This is a genomic window from Nonlabens ulvanivorans (genome assembly GCF_032922765.1).
Taxonomy (GTDB): domain Bacteria; phylum Bacteroidota; class Bacteroidia; order Flavobacteriales; family Flavobacteriaceae; genus Nonlabens; species Nonlabens ulvanivorans.
This window is the reverse complement of the sequence record NZ_CP136694.1, coordinates 3018249-3037452: the sequence shown is the minus strand read 5'-3', so window position 1 is coordinate 3037452 and position 19204 is coordinate 3018249. Positions and strand designations below refer to the sequence as shown.

The following is a 19204-nucleotide window of genomic DNA, read 5'->3' as shown; positions in this document are numbered from 1 at the left end:
TTTATCTTTATCTCATAAAATAAATACTATGAAAAAGATACTTTTACTTCTAGCGATTGCCTTAATAAGTAGTAATCTCTATGCACAAGATTTTGTAGATCTAGATAAAAGCCCAATGGATGCGGCTTTCTTCCCTTCTCAAGCTGCAAAAAGACAATTTGCAAAAACTGAAGAGCAAAAAATGGCTCTTGAACCACAGATACGTGTTTTATACAGTAGACCTTCATTAAATGGCCGCAGCATCTTTCGCACAACAGATAATCGTAAAGATGGAATCACAAAATTAGGCGAGTCATGGCGTGTAGGTGCCAATGAGAGTACTGAATTACTACTTTTGAAAGACGCCATGATAGGTGGAAAATTAATTAAAGCTGGTCGCTACTCTATCGTTATTACTCCTAGTGAGAATGAATGGACCGTTCACATCAACTCAGAAAATGACGGTTGGGGAAACTACAGCCATAAACCAGAACTTGATCTTATTACAGTAACAATTCCTGTAACTAAAGATTCAAAGAGCTTAGAACAATTAAGTATTGCGTTGTACTCACCTAAGAATGACAATACTGTACATTTAAAGATAGGATGGGGAACTTACAGAGCTGAATTACCTATTGTACTACAATAATTAATTTTTGATAATCAATCTGCCTTGCCAGGTTTCTTGAACGTTTACAGAAACTGGAGAAGACTCTAGTATTACATCGCCATAGCCCACAATGCTACCGGCGATGTTTTGTTTTACATCAATTTGCCAATTATGTGTGCCGCGATGATAAACTTGCGCATTCTGAATTTCTAGATCAGTAGCAAATAGCTGTCCATCACCAGAATACCATTCTAATGAAGCAGTGTTTACTTGACCTGTAAGATAAAAATTACTTAAATTATTTGTTACGATTCTAAAACTATCGACATCTAAATCTAGATAAAAATTACCGGTAGTGTGATATAGGTCTTCTTCTTGGGCGTCTTCAGAATACAAGGTTAATCTTGGATAATTTAAAGTTCCTATACTACGGGTATCTTCTCCGGTACTGGATCTAATCTCAGTCAAGTTAGGTGCTATAACCGTAACAGTAGTGATTCCGTAATCTCTAACTAGATTACAGCCGTTATTATTGACAATTATAAGTTGATTATCCTGTACCTTTATATCTATATCATTCAATAAATTCTCTCCAGTTTCTACAATCACCTTGTATTCTGGACCTTGCTGCACAAGTAATCTTGTTCTTTCATAAACAAGTACTCTTTCAAAAGATTCTACACTTAATTCTTGACGTACTAAATCACCAGCGGCTTGTGTACAATTCAAACCGTTTTCAGAATCACAACTGGATATAAAAACCAGCAGAAATACTATACTTATTTTAAAAAATGTTCTCATTTCTATAATCTATATCCTATTCCTAGACTAACACCTTCGGCAGCAGCGCCGTGGGATTTCAATGTTAAACTAGCAAACACACGTTCATTAAACCTGCGTTGTAATCCTATTCTATTATAATTTGATGTTTCAAATTCAATTGGTCTATACACATAATAGCCAAACTGCGTTACCACACTTGTTTTACCTAAATGTAATTCATGACCTATAAAAATTCCTACACGTTGGAAATTTTCATCACCTGTTATGCCATTTTCAGGATAACTATTTGCCTGATAATCTCGGTATTCTTTTAAAAACTCTGAAATCATTACTTCTGTTCCAGCATGTAGACTACTTTTAAAACCTATACGCTTGTCTGCATAAAAAGAAAAAGTATAAAAAGGATACTGACCACTACCGCGCACATCACTTTCATTGACACCTATTCTTGCTACCGCATTAAAACTTATTTTCTCTGAGTATGGAGTCTTTTCCCATTTCTTGTATGCTGGTGCTTTATCATAGCCTAGGCTATAATTTAATCCCACATTAAAAAGCCAACTGTTTGTAGAATTATTAGGAGCTTTTACATTTGCATTTGAGTAGTGAACAATGGTAAATCCTGCTTGAAAACCTATTCCTCTATAGATATTTTCTCTCTTGTAATCAACAAGTAAATAAGTAGAACTGGTGATTCTAGAACCATAGGCGTTATTGCGTGCATTAGTCACTGGATCAAAAGGCCTATTGATATAAGCTAGACCAGTTCCTAAACTGAGCTCTAGATTTCTATTGAAAAAGTAAAAATTATAATGCCCGTATGCAGAATACACTTCTCCTAAATATAAGTTTTTAAGATCTTGATAGACTGCTGTAATTCCCCAATCTGGATAGTTATAACGTGATTCCCATTCCTTTTCGCCATAAGTCTTGCGATTATAACGCAACATCACACCACTAGGATGATCCGTTATTAAATGTGCTATATCTGGATTGTGTTCTAAAATCGTTCCATACAAATAGGAAGCTTCAAAATTACGAACTACTGGTAATTTAATATTTACAGATTCCTGCGCTAGAGACGCTTTCGCAAAAGCGAGACACAGAAAAACAATAATCCATTTATTCATAGCGCTAAAGTATGAAATAGAATCCTGCCCATTAACCTTTCAAAAATAAGTTTCTCATACTATTCTTACAGTCTATACCCTAATCCTATACTTAAAGCCTCGGCACTTGCTCCATGAGATTTAAGAGTTAAGCTAGTTAACCAATGATTATTAATCCTACGTTGCAAACCTATTCGATTATAAATTACTGATCCATAATTGATTTCATCGTACAGGTATACACCTAAATAGGTGAGCACACTGGTTTTCCCTATATGTAGTTCGTGGCCTGCAAACAAGCCTATTCTAGCTGTTGACTCATTACCTGTAATACCACTATTAGGGAAACTATTTGCCTGATAATCTCGATGCTCTTTTAAAAAATCTGTGAGCATTAACTCGGTACCGGCATGAATTGAACTCTTTTTATTTAATCGCTTATCTACGTAAAAGCTGAAGGTATAAAATGGAAATTGTCCACTACCTCGCAAGTTGCTCTCATTCCATCCATATCTAAGAATAGCATTAACATGAATAGGTTCTTTATATTTTTCAATACTCCATCTTTTATAAATTGGATTTTCTGGCTCTAAGGACCAGTTAAGACCTACATTAAAAAGAAGTGAATTAGTAGATGTGTTTGGCTCCTTAATATTTCCGTTTGAGTAATGAATTAAGGTAATACCAGTTTGAAACCCTATGGAACCTATTAGATTTTCTTTACGGTAGTTTGCTTGCAGATAGGTTGCACTCGTGAAACGCGTACCGTAGGCTACATTCCTGAAGTTAGTTACTGGGTCATAAGGATTTGTCATATAAGCTATTCCTGTACCAATACTATACTGCAACTGTCTATGGAATGCATAAAAATTGTAGTGCGCATAAGCTCCAAAAGCTTCACCGAGTGACCTGTTCTTTAAATCTTGATAAGAAAAAGTAAACCCAAAATCTGGAAATCCATACAAAGATTGCCATTCCTTCTCACCATAAGTACGTTCATTATAGCGTAAGATTACACCTTCTGGATGACCCGTGATTAAGTGAGAGATATCTGAGTTGTGCTGTAGAACAGCTCCATAATAATAGCTCGCATCTATAGAGAATGAGCTTGAAACAGCTGGCTCATTAGTTTGTGCTAGAGACGCTTTCGCGAAAGCAAACAAAACAAGCACAATGATCCAATTATTCATTGTGCTAAAATATGAAATAGATTACTGCTCTGGAGCTAATTGAACAATGAGCCCTTCTAAATCAGTAGAAATAGGAATTTGACATCCCAAACGACTATTATCTTGCACATGTAAAGCTTCCCAAAGCATAGCTTCTTCATCTGGATTGCGCTCACCTAAATCGTGATCGCTCTTTACATATACCTGACAGGTGGCACACATTGCCATTCCACCACAAACTGCTTCTACTGGTAGTTCATAAGCTTTACAAACTTCCATTAAATTCATGTTCATATCTGTAGGTGCTTGAACCTGATGCTCTACACCTTCTCTATCTATGATAGTAATATTTACATCTGGATCCATTATGAACCTATTTTTTTAATCACGGCTTTTTCTGCCTCTTTACGAGAACCATCAAAACCATCGATACCACCTACGGTAGTATATTTAAGAACATATTTTTTATTAGGATTCATACGCTGATAAACGCTTTGACACATTAAAGTTGCCTCGTGAAAACCACATAAAATCAACTTTAACTTTCCTGGGTAAGTGTTCACGTCTCCTATAGCATAAATTCCCGCGATGTTAGTCTGATAGTCTAAAGTATTATCTACTTTAATAGCGTTTTTCTCTATTTCAAGACCCCAATTTGCAATAGGTCCCAACTTAGGAGACAAGCCAAATAATGGTACAAAGGCATCACATTCAATTTCTTGAAAACGCTTTGCTTCATCGTGTATTGTTATTGTTACAGACTCTACCTTATCACTACCTTTCACATCTGTCACCTCAGCAGGTGTTATCAAGTTAATTTTGTTCTGGGTAACTAATTCTTGAACTTTTTCAACGCTATCTAACGCACCACGGAACTCTTCTCTCCTATGCACGAGTGTCACTTCTTGAGCAACATTTGCTAAAAAGATAGACCAGTCTAATGCACTATCACCACCACCAGCGATAACAACTTTTTTATCTCTAAAAGTTTCTGGGTCTTTAATCATGTAAGCCACACCGTGATCTTCATAATTCTCTATTCCTTCAATCTGTGGTTTACGTGGCTCAAAAGAACCTAATCCTCCAGCAATGGCTACAGCATTTGCATGATGTTTAGTTCCTTTATTAGTAGTCACTATAAAAGTACCATCTTCTAATTTCTCAATTTCTTCTGCTCGCTCGCCTAAAGTAAATCCTGGTTGAAAAGGCTTTATTTGCTCCATAAGATTATCTACTAAATCACCGGCTAGAACTTCTGGAAAACCAGGTATATCGTATATAGGTTTTTTAGGATATAACTCACTACACTGTCCACCAGGTTGTGGTAGTGCGTCTATTAAATGGCATTTTAACTTCAATAAACCTGCTTCAAAAACGGTAAAAAGACCTGTAGGACCTGCTCCTATTATAAGAATATCTGTTTCTATCATAACTTTATACTACCAACATTAAGGCCAAACGATTGACCTATGCAAAGGTCGGCATCAATTGGATTGTAACCAAGTCAACGGGAAGTATTTGAGTAATGAAAATGATTGAAAACACACTTTTAGTTAAGTAGTGTCAAAAAAAATTGAGGAACAATGACATTTATCAGTTTAACAAAGTAGTGATAAGGTCTAAACACGAATTATTATAATTATTTGAAAACAGCCCAATCAAATAATCCCAACTCGTGTTTTAGTACGACCTATCCAAAACTAACGTCATTATTAAATAACAGGACGAATATATATAATATATATATCCTATAAGCTTAATAGGGTAATAAATTAAAAAAATTATTTAATCAAATCCTTAAGCGTTTGATTTTCAAGAATTTCAAGGGTATTGTCACGAACCTGAGTCATTAATCTATTTACAGCACAAGTTTCTTCATCAATACAATCATCACATTTTTCATAAAAATTGAGACTTACACATGGTAACATGGCTATAGGACCTTCTAGAATACGATGCACGGCCGACATACGCACTGTTGCTGGCGATTGCATTAAATAATAACCACCACCTTTTCCTTTTCTGGATCCTAGAATACTGTTTTTACGTAATTCTAATAAAATTGCTTCTAGAAATTTATGTGGAATATGCTCAGCATCTGCGATGGTACTAATAGATACAGGATCATTATTATCTAGTCTTGCTAGATAAGTTAATGCTTTAATTCCATATTTAGTCTTACGTGATAGCATGGTCAAATGTAGTATTTTCTAGAGATTAATCACTTCAATTAACCTCTAGAAAAAATAATAAAGGGATTATTTAACTGAGCTTATTTATAAGTTACCACCGGACAAGATTTGGCTATTTTTATGATATCAGATAAAAGTCCACGTGCCGTAACAGCTTTGCCTGCTCCGGCACCTTTTATAACTAAAGGATGTGCGGCATAAGACTCTGAATAAATCTCAAAAAAACCATCACTACCTTGCAATTGCCCGGCAGGGCTATCTTTTTTTACCACTTGTAAAGAAACTTCAAGACTCTTATTAACGACATCAAGTTTACCTAAGTGTCTTAATACCTCATCAGGCTGCAATCGAGATTTATAATGTTGTAAAGGTTTATCTAATTCTGTAATCCTTTCAATGAATTGATTTGCAGAAGCTGTTTGTAAATCGGTTACCACTAAGTTTTCAATAATGATATCTGAAAACTCCACTTTTAATCCAGATTCTCGAGCTAGTACAAGCAGTTTTCTTGCGACATCATTACCTGATAAATCTTCTCGAGGATCAGGCTCTGTATATCCCTGCTTAAGTGCCTCTAAAACAATTTGTGAAAAAGGTACTTCTTCTTGAGAAAAACGATTAAAAATATACCCTAAAGAACCGGAAAAAACACCATTAACAGCAAATATCTCTTCACCGCTTTTATGTAAATTACGTATCGTGTCTACTATAGGTAAACCTGCACCAACATTAGTCTCATATTCAAATGACAATTCCCTTTCTTTTAGCAATAAACGTAAATCATCATAAAATTCTTGAGATAATGTATTTGCAATTTTATTTGCAGTTACTACATGAAAACCTTGTTCCACTAGTTCTGGATAGAAGCGTGAAAGTTCTTTACTAGCAGTTGCATCTACCGCAATTCGAACTTCATCATTAGTCATTGCAAATTCATAAAAAGCATCAGGTCGCCTGGTTACAGATTGTTCAACAAAAACTTGTTCCCAATCTTCTCCAATTCCATCGGCTACTGTCAATACTTTTCGGCTATTTGCTAATCCGACTATTTTCAATTCAACACTTTGATTAATTTTAAAAAAATGTTGACTCTCTAATATTTGCTTAATCAACGTACTACCGACGTTGCCTAAACCAAATAAATATATATGTATGATATTCATAATTAAATTTTAGGCGCACTTTTTCACAAGCGCAATAGGTTCAATTTCTTTTAGATATTTTTTTAATATTTCCTCTACTTGTATGTGCTCTATTAAAAAGGCATCATGACCGTGAATACTATCTATTTCTTGGTACTCTATATCTCTATAATTATTTAATAAGTCAAAAGTTTCGCGATCCTCTAGGGCTGTAAAAAGACCATCGCTATTAATAGCTATTAATCTAATTTTTACTTCACTATTTGCAATAGCCTTTGATATGTTATCATCATTATTTGTAGCAGCATTTGTAGTGGCTAGTAATTGATTCAACAACTTATAAGCTGGCAGCGTAAATCGCTCTTTAAGACTTTTACCATGATAATTCAACCACAACCTCACTTTAAAATCAGTTGTTATTTCTCTATTAAATTTATACCTTAGGCTTTGTGGAGTTCTATAAAATGTCATAGCATGCTGTCTCGCATCCTCTATCGGGTGAGTTGAATTTGAGAGCAGTCGTTCTTGAATATGACAGTTTGCAATGACCCAGTCTGTTGCTTTCCAATCTGCCGCGATAGGAATAATAGTACCGAATAATTCTGGATAAGACACTGCCATTTCCCAAAGTAAACAACCTCCTATACTACCACCGATGCCTGCATGAATGTAACATACTCTTAGCTCACTTAAAACCTGATAAAAAATACGAGCGACGTCATTTAATCGCCAGTCTTGATAATTATAAATCAAGTGCTCTACTTCTTCATCAAATCCATTTCCCGGTATATTGATAGAAATAACGGTATACCGACTAGTATCAACTACTTTCCCTGAACCTACAATTTCTGACCACCAATCAATTACCGAAGAATTACCAGTTAAAGCATGGTTAATCAATATTATGGGTGCCGTGTGCAATTGACACCCAAAAATTTGATAATTTACATGAACCGTTTGTGCTTTACCAATGCTTAATTTAAAATCTGGTAATTCTATATGGTTTAAAGAACCACTCATTATATCAATACTGATTTATCGATAGTAGAAAAAGCTTCTTCCAGGTCTTTTTTAAGATCTGATATATCTTCTAACCCAACAGATAAACGTATCAAATCTTTAGTTACCCCAGTACTTAATTGAGACTCATCATCAAGTTGCTGGTGTGTCGTACTCGAGGGATGAATAATTAATGATTTAGTATCTCCTATGTTAGCTAATAAAGAGAAAACTTTAGCACTATCAACAATCTTTTTAGCACTTTCATATCCACCTTTCACCCCAAATGTTACAATTCCGCTTTGTCCATTTGGTAAGTATTGTTGAGCGAGTTTATAGTAAGCATTATCTTTAAGTCCTGGATAATTCACCCATTCTACTTCATCTCTATCTCTTAACCATTTTGCTAATTCTAGTGCATTTTGACTATGTTTCTCAATCCTTAAATTCAATGTTTCTAAACCTTGAATAATTTGCCATGCATTAAATGGTGAAATTGCTCCACCTAAATCGCGTAATCCCTCTATACGCACTTTGGCAATAAAACTTGCTTCTTTTAACACATCTGCATATACTAGACCGTGATAACCGGCACTAGGTTCTGTAAATTCTGGAAATTTCCCATTAGTCCAGTCAAATTTTCCGGCATCGATAATTACACCACCTAGAGCGGTTCCGTTTCCGTTAATATATTTAGTCAACGAGTGAATGACGATATCTGCTCCGTGAGTAATAGGATTTAATAGATAAGGAGTTGCTACGGTATTATCAACGATAAATGGCACACGAGCTTTAGTAGCTTGTGCACTTATCTTTTTTAAATCTAATACATCAAGTTTAGGATTCCCTAGAGATTCAACAAATACAGCTCTTGTGTTTTCTTGTAATGCATTTGTGAAAGCGTCATCCTCGTTAGGATCTACAAAAGTGGTGGTAATACCGAATCGAGGTAAGGTAACCGAAAGTAAATTGTAAGTACCACCGTAAAGAGAGCTGCTAGCTATAATATGATCTCCTGCCCTTAACAAGGTTAATAAAGTTGTTGAGATGGCGCTGGTTCCTGATGCTGTGGCTACCGCAGCAATACCACCTTCTAAAGCCGCAAGTCGTTGTTCTAGAACGTCTACCGTAGGATTATTAATTCTGGTATAGATATAACCTGGCTCTGATAGTGAGAACAAATTTGCCGCATGATCACTATCGTTAAACACATATGCTGTGCTTTGATATAGAGGTACCGCTCTAGTTCCACCATTGTTTTTAAAGTCATGACCTGCATGAAGTGCGTTTGTTGAAAATTTTTGATTTGACATTTTGTTTCTTTTTAAATTAAAAATTGATTTAAGAACAAAACCAAATTGAAAAGTACTTCCTGTCCAGACTTAAAGCCTAGATAGAAAATCAAAAAAGAAACTTGTTAGTATAACCTACTTACATGTGTATCATCTCGTCTCAAATTAATGAGCAGAATGTAGCACCTTCTTAACGAGTGTTAAGGGTTGCTAAGGAGTCGATGGGTCTGTTCCCTCGTCCTTTCTTGATAATTTCAATATGGTTATGAACGTGAGTGTAAAGATTCATAAAACTTTTTGAGACTACCAAACTTTTTACAAAATAAATTCCTACTAATACAGTAGGAATTAGACATAATAAACTGAATTACAAATTTTTAAAGCAAACGTTAAAATTAAAAGCGATCACTAAACTCTATGAGAATAGTTAATAAAGCTATAATAACAATGCTCACATAGCGCTCATTTTATTACATTTGCACTTCAATTAGGGGAAAGATTTGGCTGCTTGCGACCTCGTTTTCATGTTCGAAAACATAAACGCTAAAACAGTGTACCGCACTCGAGCATACAGCCCTTTTTATCTTCTATAATTATTAATGTCGAGAGCGATTTTTAATTTCGCTTTCGCGAAAGCGCAATATTTAAAATGCCATATTTATTTACAAGTGAGTCCGTAAGTGAAGGACATCCAGATAAAGTTGCTGATCAAATCAGTGATGCCTTATTAGATAATTTTTTAGCCTTTGATCCAGAATCCAAAGTAGCCTGTGAAACTATGGTTACGACTGGTCAAGTTATACTTGCCGGTGAGGTAAAATCAAACACCTACATAGACGCACAACACATTGCTCGTGAAGTGGTTAACAAGATAGGTTATACCAAGGGCGCTTACCAGTTTAGCGGCGATTCTTGTGGTGTAATTTCTTTAATCCATGAACAATCACAAGATATTAATCAAGGTGTTGATCGTGAAAACAAAGAAGAACAAGGTGCAGGAGATCAGGGAATGATGTTCGGTTATGCAACGGCAGAGACGGATAATTATATGCCACTAGCCTTAGATATTTCTCATAAAATACTTATCGAGCTGGCAAAATTGCGTCGTGAAATGGATCAGATTACTTACTTGCGTCCTGATGCAAAATCACAGGTAACTATTGAGTATAATGATGATAACATACCGCAACGTATAGATGCAATTGTTATTTCTACACAACACGATCCTTTTAATGAAGATGATGATGCGATGCTTGCACAGATTAAAAAAGATCTTGTTGAAATTTTAATTCCTAGAGTTATTGAGCAATTACCAGCATATGCTCAAAAACTTTTTAATGACAAAATCACTTACCACATTAACCCAACTGGGAAATTTGTAATAGGTGGACCGCATGGAGATACTGGACTTACTGGTCGTAAGATTATAGTAGATACTTATGGTGGTAAAGGTGCTCACGGTGGTGGAGCATTCTCAGGTAAAGATCCTTCTAAGGTAGATCGTAGTGCCGCTTATGCTTCGCGTCACGTGGCAAAAAACCTAGTTGCGGCTGGCCTAGCAACTGAAGTTTTAGTGCAGGTTTCTTATGCCATAGGTGTGGTAGAACCTACTTCTATACATGTAGATACTTATGGAACATCAACTGTAGATTTAACCGATGGAGAAATCTCTAGAAAGGTTGCTCAAATCTTTGACATGCGTCCTGCTGCGATAGAAAGTAGATTAAAATTAAGAAATCCTATCTATTCTGAAACGGCCGCTTATGGCCACATGGGACGTGAACCACGTACAGAAACGCTGGTTTTTGAATCGCCATATAATGGTCGTGTAGAAAAAACCGTAGAGTTATTTACATGGGAAAAATTAGATTATGTGGACGAAGTAAAGAAAGCTTTTTCTTTATAAAATCCTAGAAACTAAAACGTATTTAAAAAACAACGCCTCGTGAAATCACGAGGCGTTTTTTTTTTGACCCTAATTTTCAATTAATGCTTTCACTCGATTGAATCGGTTTTTTAAATCTACTGAATCAACCTTATATTTTGACACTTCAATATATGAGGTGTCGATTTTCTTAGATTCAAAACCGCTTATAATCTGATAGTATTGAGTTGTAAAATCAATTTTATTATTACCAGGATCATTTGAAGCAAATTTCACTTGATAAAAGTTCCCTATTTTAATATCATCAGATATGTAAGCACTAGAACTTCCTACATATTTTTTCCCTTCTACAAAAAATTCATAATGATAAGAGCGCTTACTATATTTCTTGTAAACTGAAGATGTATAATTTACTCGAGCAAAAGTAAATTTGAATGAGTTATCGAGCTCTCTTTCATTTTGTAGCGTTTTAAAATAAAGAAACACAAAAACGGGAATAACAAGCAACCAATAATAGTTTTTAAGAGTCTTCCAAATCAAATCTATAGATTCTTTCATCTATCAATAAACCTTCTCTCCCGTTTTTAAATACTTTTCCCATTCTTTAGAGAATACATGAACACGTTCTGTGGCCATATCATTTGAATCTACTAATGAATAGCCAGCATCTTTCCATGAAAAAATACTACCATAAAGATTAAATATATTCTTGAAACCTGCTTGTAAAGCCTTTTCACCATAATCTTCACTACGTATTCCTACAGAGCAATAAACAACGATAGGATTATCACCTATGACATGCTTTAAAGTATTTAACTTTTTGGCATCAAAATCTTCACCTACCCAAATGGCACCAGGTAAATGACTTACCTCATACTCAGGTTTTTTACGAGTGTCCAAAATGATATATTGATCATATTCCATCTTTAAGGTCTGTACAGTGATATACGGCACGGACATTCTATTATACTGATGCAATAATTCATTGATTTCTTGAGCTTGAATACTCACAGAAATGCATAAAAACGAGATGAATAGGATTAGTTTTTTCATTAGTTATAACGCTTGTAGTTTTCCCTGCAATAGTCGTTCCTCATCTGGTAGGATTTCCATATTATCCCATATTCCAGTTTCTAGTGTTAGTGCATATTCTTGTGGCAAGTTGTGCTTTTTCATTTGAGCAATCGCTGTTTGATGATCATAAACCACTGGAATGTGCCGTGCTTCAAAACCATCTTCATCTTCTAGTATCATAGCCCATGTATGCGTTGCTCCATCATTTGCCGGCATACCTATCACGCCTGGATTGAGCCATAATAAATTTTCATATTGATCTTTAAATGGCAATCCACAATGACCAGCTATGATAGTGTCTACTACTAGATCTTGGTAACTTTCTATTTTCTCTGCCCAATCGCTGGACTTGAATATGAATTGTGATACATAATCTGCGCTACCATGAACGACTCCTATAGTCCTGCCGCCATATTCAAAAGTGATGTGATCTGGTAAGGTGTTGAAATATTCTCTTGAGTTGGTGTGTAAGTTCGCTTTCGCGAAAGCGTACCAAACATCACTAAATCCGTCACAACGAGAACCTTCTGTAAAGTCACAGCCGCAATCTTCTTGATCATCACGCAATTGGATTTCTACATTACCTAAAATGCTGTATGGATTCCACTCTTGAAAAGTATCTAGAGTTTCTTGCGGTTGACCACAGTAACCTATAATGTCACCGGTACAAATACAATTTTCTGGCTCTATATGATGTTTTCTAGCTATCTCCATCACAGATTGCAATGCTTGTAGATTACTATAAACGCCACCAAAAAGGAGCATTTTACCTCGTTTATGACCTAAATCTTTTACTTTTTGAACCATATGGGAATTAAAAAGAGGATAAAACTAATAATTATACCATAGAAATTAATCCATAGTAATAAAGAATATTTACCGCTGGTATGAATGAGTTGATCTGGAAAAAGCTCAAAAATCAATAATACACCAAAAACCAATCCAGCGATGACAGATAGGAAATAACTAATTTTAGGAGCGTCCATTTTCCATAATAAAAACACTGGCGTGAGTCCTATAACCATTGTACCACTAATCGTTGTGGCACTTAAAATTTCTGCATCTAGAAAAACAGGAATCGTTCCTAGAACTGCAACAACAACCATCATTATTCTACCAAAACTGACCGTTTTACCCAAATTTAAATCGATAGTAAGCATTTTTGAGAAACTAGAAAATGTACTATCTAGCGTACTAGCCGCACTGGTAATCATTATAAAATTGATGATGAGAAGTAGTACTACTCCTAGTTTTTTTGCCACCTCAACGGCGGCTTGTCCTTCTAATCCAGCTTGCTGTGCATACACGCCTACCATACTGAATAAAACTATACAAATCGCTCCTAATAGTGCTGCCCATAAAAAGCTTTTTCTAGTAATTCTAGGATTACTTATAAAACCACGATCTGTTAATACTGGATCGTGAAAAGGATAGCTGAAACTTTGTAGAATGGCCGCAAAAAATAAATTTAATCCTAATTCCATAGACCAAGTTCCGCTGGTAAACATTTCCCCTATCTGAACATCTGGTTCTGTAAAAATAACGCCTAAAATAATTACCAGTAAAATAGAGAACAATACCATTTGGATTGCATCAGTAAATATAGAACTACTTAATCCACCTTTTAAGGTGTAAGCTAGAGTTAGCAATGTAAAGACAATTATGGCGGCATAATAAGCCGTAGTTCCTATATCACCGAAATAGGTTCCTATCACCATCGTGTTAGACCAGACTTCATTAAATAGTCTAAAACTAATTAATATCGAGAATACATTTACAGCAGTTTTACCAAATTTAGAACTCAAAAAATGATGGATGCTTTCAAATCCACCTTGAACTCTCAATTGATAAATTACAATTCCTGCTACCGCAAATGACAAATAATAACCTGCGTAAGCAACGCCACCTACTAGACCAAACGCCAGTCCTAGATTTGCAGCATTAGTAATGCTTTTTGCAAAAATCCATGAGATGATCAAACTACCTGTAAGCATTATCATACTAGGTTTCTTACCACGATGCTGTGCTTTAAAAAACGTCTCTACATCTTTAGCATATGGCGCCAGTATGAAAAATATCACACTACTCGCTATGATGAGAAGCCATTGTAAGGTTGATGTTTCTTTTAGAAAATCCACTTTTGGGGTTATTGGGTTACTGAGTTACTAGGTTGCTGGAAATAAATATTTTCAAATTAGTTTTCGATTTCGAATTCAACTTGGATTTCATTACTCATCCCACCATACAGGTACATTAATATCATTATTATTAGTCGCACTAGCTGCTACATTATAATTATCTGCATTAAGCGCTGCTTCTTCTGCAGGATAAGGCATTCTTACCGGTATTAAATTATTATTTAAACTAGCCGATATGTTTTTTAAAACTGGGAAACCAGTTCTTCTATATTCAATCCATCCTTCATAACCATTGATGACACCTGCAATCCATTTTTGAGTGATGATTTGCTCAATAGGATCATTTCCATTTGCAGCATAAGCGGCTGTGGTAGTTAAATAATCCACGGGCAATGTTGTATTCCAATATTCAAAGGCTTGAGTTACCGCAGTTTCATATAAGGTTTGTGCAGGTGCAGTTATCAATCCTTTTTCAGCAGCTTCGGCAAGTAAAAAGTTAGTTTCCCAAGCGGTCATATAATTTGCATCTAGCATTCCTGTGTTCTCTCTGAAGATTGTTCCGGCAAGTGAATAATCTGCAAGGCTTACTGATGTTGATGAAGCGTCAATACCGTTTAACAATCCTTCATAATCATCGCCGTTCCCATTATTTCCTCTAGGTCTAAAAAGAATGTCAATACGCGCATCATTTAATCCTTCTAGGATTTCCTCCATCGTCTCGCTCATCACAAAATTATTGAAATCTCCAGCTCTCAATCGTGCCATACGGAAGTTGTTAGGTTCACTATCTGTAAAGTTAAAAATGGCATTTTGAGTATTGTCTGCTATGTAATTTCCATCATCATATAATTCTTGTAAACGAGTGCTTATATTTTCTTTATCAGAGATTCTTACTAGCGCCTTTATCTTAAGACTATTTGCTAATCTTACCCAAGCTTGTAAATCGCCATTGTACAATACGTCACCATCTAAAGTAATAGATCCTGTATAATTTTCAATGGCTGCAATCCCTTTGTCAAGATTATCCAAAATCCCATTCTCTTGAAGATAAATATCTTCTTGTAAATCATATTTAGGTTGCACAATCCCATCTAAACCACGGAACGCTTCATTATAAGGAACATCACCATAAATATCTGTAAGTGCAGCGGTCATATAGGCTTTAAAAATCAGTGCTGGACCTTCATAAACCTTAAAAGCCTCGCTAGATCTGGACTGATTAAGGATCAATTCATTATCTCTTAAATTACGATAAAAAATAGGCCATGGATCACCACCTAATTGCGGACTTTTTAAAGCATGTCTATCAAAAAGATTAAAATCTAGTGCTGTCATATGCTGACCTAACAATCCACCGGCAACAAAGCCTTCATAAGACATCTCTTCTCCATAGTTATAAATGACCTGTCTCAACAATAAACTAGGTTGTACAGTTACTGGTGCATTAGAATTAGTATTTATCTCTTCAAAATCTGCTGTACAAGAAGTAATTCCTATACTTAGGAAAGCGATTAAAAAATAGTATTTATATATATATTTCATAATGTGTGTTTTACAATTGAAACTTAAGTTCAAACTTAAATTTAGAATTGGATTCCTGCTTTAATACCTATACTTCTAGTAGATGCATATGACATGTCCTCTACTCCACTTACAAATCCCTGACCTTGTACGGCAAGTTGCTCAGGATCAAAATGAGGAATTTCTGAGAAGGCAAACAGGTTTCTACCTATTAGAGAAACTCTCATTTCTGCACCATCATTAAATAGACCTAAAGCACCTTTATTTAAATCAAAAGAATACCCAATAGAGAACTGACGCAGCTTTAAATAACTCGCATCATATACATTATTCTCTTCGTGATTACGGTCATAAAACTGACGATAATAACTCTCAGCACTTACCGCAGTCGTATTTTGAACATATACTGGATTATCTGCAGTGCCTGTGTTGACTACACCATTTGCTACGATTCCAGCATCTGGTCTATTAGCTGTTTCCTCTAGCTGTCCACCTACTGCAGCTAGAGCGAGAGTTCTAGAAACTAAAATTCCTCCTTGTCTCCAGTCCAGTAAAAAAGATGCGTCCCAATTTTTATAAGTAAAACTGTTATTGAATCCCATTGTAAAATCTGCATTATAGTTCCCTAGTTTTTTCAACTCAGGATCTGCGATAAAACGACCATCTGCCGTAAGAACAAAATCTCCATTTTCATTACGTAAATAACCAGTTCCATAAAGGTCACCTATACGGCCACCTTCTTCAACTTGATGCCAGACCGTTTGATCTTGACTATCATATACTCTTGAATAGGCTAGTGTTAAACGTCCTTCATCCTGTGGTAAATCCTCAACGATTGCTCTATTAGTCGCAAAGTTTACTGTTGAGCTCCACTGAAAGTCATCAGTACGCACCGGAATCGCATTTAAAACAACCTCAACACCTGTATTTCTAACAGATCCTGCATTTACTACCTGCTGACTAAAACCTGAAGAGATCCCGATAGGTAAAGAAAGTATCTGATCTGATGTTACAGCATTGTAATAGGTAAAATCTACATTCAATCGTTGCTTTAAGAATCTCATATCAAACCCTAATTCAACACTAGAGGTAGTTTCTGGTCTTAAATTCTGATTAGGGATAAAATCTTGATTTGTAAAAGTAGGTTGCGCATTTACAGGTGTCTGTGATATAAAAGTTCCTTGGGTTTGATAAGGATCTGTATCATTTCCTACTTGTGCATAACTGGCTCTGATTTTTGCAAAGTCGATAACTTTAGGTAAGTCTACTACGTTACTCAATATAAAACTAGTCGATACCGATGGGTAGAAGAACGAGGTATTATCTGCTGTAAAAGGTGTAGCTAGAGCGCTGGACCAATCGTTACGAGCAGTTATGTCTAGATACAGGAAGTTTTTGTAGCCTGCTTTCGCGAAAGCGTATAAACTATTAATTCTCTTCTCTGAACGGAAACCAAAATTCTCAATAGGACTAGCGGCATTATTCAAAGAAAAAATACCTGGTTGTGCTAGACTAGTCGTTTGAACCTGAGTAGTTGAGGCCGTTTGACTTAATCTGTTACCACCAATACTTGCGTCAAATGTGATATCATCAAACTGGTTTTTATAATTCAGTAAAAAGTCGGTGTTGATTTCTCGGTAAGTCACGTCATGCTCTGCATAGGCACCGTTTCTAAAACGGTTTGTAGAATAAGACCTTAAGAAACGGCGTTTCTCATTACTATAGTCCATTCCAGTCCTTACAGTAGCAGTCAACTCTGATGTCAACTGTTGAGTTAAAGAAACATTCCCATATAAACGATCACGGCCAAAACTGTTGCGATTCTCATTCAATATAAAATACGGGTTATCAAAGAAAGTATAGTTGAAAGAATACTGTTGTACACCTTCAAGACCAGGCTGCCAGTAGTTTCTTAAATTATCAATATTTAAAGATCGTGGTCCCCATGCGACTAATGAATAATTTACGTTCTCACTTCCATAACCATTTGATGGCCTATTGTCAGATGCACTATTCACATAATTAATACTGGTGCGGATGGTTGTTTTATCACTAGGCGTAAAATTGAGCTTTGCAGCGACGCTTTGCCTGTCTAAATTAACGCCAGGAATAATGCTTTCGCTACGTAAATCTGTAAAACTAAAACGGTAATCTCCTTTTTCAAAGCCATTAGAAACTGCAATGTTATTGATGAACGTGTGCCCAGTTTCATAAAAATTCTTCAAATTATCTGGATTACTATTGAACGCTGTAGGTGTTATTGATAAACCGTTATATAGAGATGTATCACCACCACGCACAACCGTACCATCTGGCAAGGTGACTGGACTATCAAATTGGGCGATATTGATACCAGCGTCTAATCGTGGTCCCCATGAATAGGTGATGTTATCATTGGTTCCGCCACCTAGTCCATCTACATATTCAAATTGACCGCTATTTCCTTGCCCATATTCGTTTTGGAATTGTGGTAATTGAAAAGCTGTGTCTACAAAGAAACTCGTGTTATAAGAAATTCCTAATCCTTTCTGTTTTCCTCCATTTTTAGTTTCTATAATTATGGCTCCATTAGATGCTCTAGTTCCATAAAGAGCTGCAGCTGCCGGTCCTTTCAAAACAGATACACTAGCGATATCATCTTGATTTAATTCTCCTGCTCCATTCCCGAAGTCAACTTCTTGAAATCCAGCTGCGGCCTCGTTTGTAAAATTGAAAATCGTATTATTATTTACTGGAGTACCATCTACAATAAATAATGGATTATTGTTTGAAAAACTAGCCTCGCCACGTATGGTGATTTTTGAAGAAGACCCGACTCCTGTTGCACCTTGTGTTACTGAAATACCAGCTACTTTACCTGCCAGATTATCCAGCAAATTGACCGCCTTTACTTCTTCTATTTGGTCAGCATCCAGTGTTTGCACAGCATATCCTAGCTCGCGCTCTTGTCTTTTAACGCCTAATGCTGTAACGATGATTTGATCTAATGAATCGCCTTCTTCTAGAATCACGTCTAGTGTTTGTGCACTAGTGACTGATAGTTTTTGCGATTTATATCCTATAAATGAGAAGACAATTGTAGCGCCTTCTTTTACTGTAATACTATAAGTACCGGTAGATGATGTGGTCGTCCCGTTACGAGTTCCTTGCTCTGCAATATTTGCAAATGCAACCGGTTCACCAGTATTGTCCTTTACGGTTCCTGTAATTGTAATTTGTGCTGTTCCTATTAAGCTACATAGAAACAACATGAATAGAGTAATTTTTTTCATGAAAATAAATAAAGTTGAAAACACCCAATTAGGGCAATA

At 35.8% G+C, this 19204-nt stretch carries 17 protein-coding genes and 1 riboswitch; of the genes, 2 read left to right on the top strand and 15 right to left on the bottom strand.

Annotation, left to right across the window (positions count from 1 at the left end):
• The first annotated feature begins 28 nt into the window (after positions 1 to 28).
• Entirely contained in the window at positions 29 to 628 is a 600-nt protein-coding gene (locus R1T42_RS13680; protein WP_317290716.1) for a DUF2911 domain-containing protein, read from the top strand.
• Here R1T42_RS13680 and R1T42_RS13675 read toward each other — a convergent pair whose 3' ends face one another.
• From R1T42_RS13675 to R1T42_RS13635, 9 genes are all read right to left on the bottom strand, one after another.
• Positions 629 to 1390 (bottom strand): head GIN domain-containing protein, encoded by a 762-nt coding sequence (locus R1T42_RS13675; protein WP_317290715.1) that lies wholly within the window; start codon positions 1388 to 1390, stop codon positions 629 to 631.
• A gap of 2 nt (positions 1391 to 1392) precedes the next feature.
• Positions 1393 to 2502 (bottom strand): acyloxyacyl hydrolase, encoded by a 1110-nt coding sequence (locus R1T42_RS13670; protein WP_317290714.1) that lies wholly within the window; start codon positions 2500 to 2502, stop codon positions 1393 to 1395.
• A gap of 65 nt (positions 2503 to 2567) precedes the next feature.
• Positions 2568 to 3671 (bottom strand): acyloxyacyl hydrolase, encoded by a 1104-nt coding sequence (locus tag R1T42_RS13665; protein WP_317290713.1) that lies wholly within the window; start codon positions 3669 to 3671, stop codon positions 2568 to 2570.
• A gap of 21 nt (positions 3672 to 3692) precedes the next feature.
• On the bottom strand, positions 3693 to 4016 hold the full coding sequence (locus R1T42_RS13660) for a 2Fe-2S iron-sulfur cluster-binding protein (RefSeq protein ID WP_036582522.1): 324 nt from the start codon (positions 4014 to 4016) through the stop codon (positions 3693 to 3695).
• Positions 4016 to 5080 carry an NAD(P)/FAD-dependent oxidoreductase gene (locus R1T42_RS13655; RefSeq protein WP_317290712.1) on the bottom strand — a complete coding sequence of 355 codons (1065 nt, stop codon included), beginning with the start codon at positions 5078 to 5080 and terminating at the stop codon, positions 4016 to 4018. The genes R1T42_RS13660 and R1T42_RS13655 overlap by 1 nt, the downstream gene beginning before the upstream one ends.
• Before the next feature lie 351 nt (positions 5081 to 5431).
• On the bottom strand, positions 5432 to 5842 hold the full coding sequence (locus R1T42_RS13650) for an RrF2 family transcriptional regulator (protein WP_036582526.1): 411 nt from the start codon (positions 5840 to 5842) through the stop codon (positions 5432 to 5434).
• A gap of 80 nt (positions 5843 to 5922) precedes the next feature.
• Positions 5923 to 7005 (bottom strand): homoserine dehydrogenase family protein, encoded by a 1083-nt coding sequence (locus R1T42_RS13645; protein ID WP_317290711.1) that lies wholly within the window; start codon positions 7003 to 7005, stop codon positions 5923 to 5925.
• A 9-nt stretch (positions 7006 to 7014) separates the two neighbouring features.
• On the bottom strand, positions 7015 to 8004 hold the full coding sequence (locus R1T42_RS13640; protein ID WP_042245713.1) for an alpha/beta fold hydrolase: 990 nt from the start codon (positions 8002 to 8004) through the stop codon (positions 7015 to 7017).
• Positions 8004 to 9296, bottom strand: a complete 1293-nt coding sequence (locus R1T42_RS13635; RefSeq protein ID WP_317290710.1) for an O-acetylhomoserine aminocarboxypropyltransferase/cysteine synthase family protein — start codon at positions 9294 to 9296, stop codon at positions 8004 to 8006. The genes R1T42_RS13640 and R1T42_RS13635 overlap by 1 nt, the downstream gene beginning before the upstream one ends.
• Before the next feature lie 126 nt (positions 9297 to 9422).
• Positions 9423 to 9530, bottom strand: a riboswitch (SAM riboswitch).
• A gap of 394 nt (positions 9531 to 9924) precedes the next feature.
• Between R1T42_RS13635 and metK the strand changes: the two genes are divergently transcribed.
• The gene (metK, locus tag R1T42_RS13630; RefSeq protein WP_317290709.1) at positions 9925 to 11181 is read left to right on the top strand and encodes a methionine adenosyltransferase; all 1257 of its coding nucleotides are present in this window, start codon (positions 9925 to 9927) and stop codon (positions 11179 to 11181) included.
• 69 nt (positions 11182 to 11250) lie between these two features.
• Here the strand turns inward: metK and R1T42_RS13625 are convergent, their stop codons facing one another.
• The 6 genes from R1T42_RS13625 to R1T42_RS13600 all read right to left on the bottom strand — a co-directional run bounded on the left by R1T42_RS13625 (position 11251) and on the right by R1T42_RS13600 (position 19165).
• A complete protein-coding gene (locus R1T42_RS13625; RefSeq protein WP_317290708.1) occupies positions 11251 to 11718 on the bottom strand; it encodes a hypothetical protein in 468 nt (155 codons plus the stop codon).
• 3 nt (positions 11719 to 11721) lie between these two features.
• A complete protein-coding gene (locus tag R1T42_RS13620) occupies positions 11722 to 12213 on the bottom strand; it encodes a rhodanese-like domain-containing protein (RefSeq protein ID WP_317290707.1) in 492 nt (163 codons plus the stop codon).
• A gap of 3 nt (positions 12214 to 12216) precedes the next feature.
• A complete protein-coding gene (locus R1T42_RS13615; RefSeq protein ID WP_317290706.1) occupies positions 12217 to 13041 on the bottom strand; it encodes a metallophosphoesterase family protein in 825 nt (274 codons plus the stop codon).
• Positions 13026 to 14372 (bottom strand): sodium:solute symporter family transporter, encoded by a 1347-nt coding sequence (locus R1T42_RS13610; protein ID WP_317290705.1) that lies wholly within the window; start codon positions 14370 to 14372, stop codon positions 13026 to 13028. Before R1T42_RS13610 ends, R1T42_RS13615 begins: the two co-directional genes overlap by 16 nt.
• Before the next feature lie 90 nt (positions 14373 to 14462).
• Positions 14463 to 15914 (bottom strand): SusD/RagB family nutrient-binding outer membrane lipoprotein, encoded by a 1452-nt coding sequence (locus R1T42_RS13605; protein WP_317290704.1) that lies wholly within the window; start codon positions 15912 to 15914, stop codon positions 14463 to 14465.
• Positions 15915 to 15955: 41 nt separating this feature from the next.
• Complete coding sequence (locus tag R1T42_RS13600) at positions 15956 to 19165, bottom strand: SusC/RagA family TonB-linked outer membrane protein (RefSeq protein ID WP_317290703.1); 3210 nt, start codon at positions 19163 to 19165, stop codon at positions 15956 to 15958.
• Between the last annotated feature and the right edge of the window lie 39 nt (positions 19166 to 19204).

Excerpts from the sequence above, each read along its gene's own strand:
- R1T42_RS13635 (WP_317290710.1), bottom strand. The coding sequence starts at position 9,296 with ATGTCAAATCAAAAATTTTCAACAAACGCACTTCATGCAGGTCATGAC.
- R1T42_RS13615 (WP_317290706.1), bottom strand. The coding sequence starts at position 13,041 with ATGGTTCAAAAAGTAAAAGATTTAGGTCATAAACGAGGTAAAATGCTC.
- R1T42_RS13605 (WP_317290704.1), bottom strand. The coding sequence starts at position 15,914 with ATGAAATATATATATAAATACTATTTTTTAATCGCTTTCCTAAGTATA.
- R1T42_RS13665 (WP_317290713.1), bottom strand. The coding sequence starts at position 3,671 with ATGAATAATTGGATCATTGTGCTTGTTTTGTTTGCTTTCGCGAAAGCG.
- R1T42_RS13640 (WP_042245713.1), bottom strand. The coding sequence starts at position 8,004 with ATGAGTGGTTCTTTAAACCATATAGAATTACCAGATTTTAAATTAAGC.
- metK (WP_317290709.1), top strand. The coding sequence starts at position 9,925 with ATGCCATATTTATTTACAAGTGAGTCCGTAAGTGAAGGACATCCAGAT.
- R1T42_RS13650 (WP_036582526.1), bottom strand. The coding sequence starts at position 5,842 with ATGCTATCACGTAAGACTAAATATGGAATTAAAGCATTAACTTATCTA.
- R1T42_RS13660 (WP_036582522.1), bottom strand. The coding sequence starts at position 4,016 with ATGGATCCAGATGTAAATATTACTATCATAGATAGAGAAGGTGTAGAG.
- R1T42_RS13675 (WP_317290715.1), bottom strand. The coding sequence starts at position 1,390 with ATGAGAACATTTTTTAAAATAAGTATAGTATTTCTGCTGGTTTTTATA.
- R1T42_RS13620 (WP_317290707.1), bottom strand. The coding sequence starts at position 12,213 with ATGAAAAAACTAATCCTATTCATCTCGTTTTTATGCATTTCTGTGAGT.
- R1T42_RS13680 (WP_317290716.1), top strand. The coding sequence starts at position 29 with ATGAAAAAGATACTTTTACTTCTAGCGATTGCCTTAATAAGTAGTAAT.
- R1T42_RS13645 (WP_317290711.1), bottom strand. The coding sequence starts at position 7,005 with ATGAATATCATACATATATATTTATTTGGTTTAGGCAACGTCGGTAGT.
- R1T42_RS13670 (WP_317290714.1), bottom strand. The coding sequence starts at position 2,502 with ATGAATAAATGGATTATTGTTTTTCTGTGTCTCGCTTTTGCGAAAGCG.
- R1T42_RS13600 (WP_317290703.1), bottom strand. The coding sequence starts at position 19,165 with ATGAAAAAAATTACTCTATTCATGTTGTTTCTATGTAGCTTAATAGGA.
- R1T42_RS13625 (WP_317290708.1), bottom strand. The coding sequence starts at position 11,718 with ATGAAAGAATCTATAGATTTGATTTGGAAGACTCTTAAAAACTATTAT.
- R1T42_RS13655 (WP_317290712.1), bottom strand. The coding sequence starts at position 5,080 with ATGATAGAAACAGATATTCTTATAATAGGAGCAGGTCCTACAGGTCTT.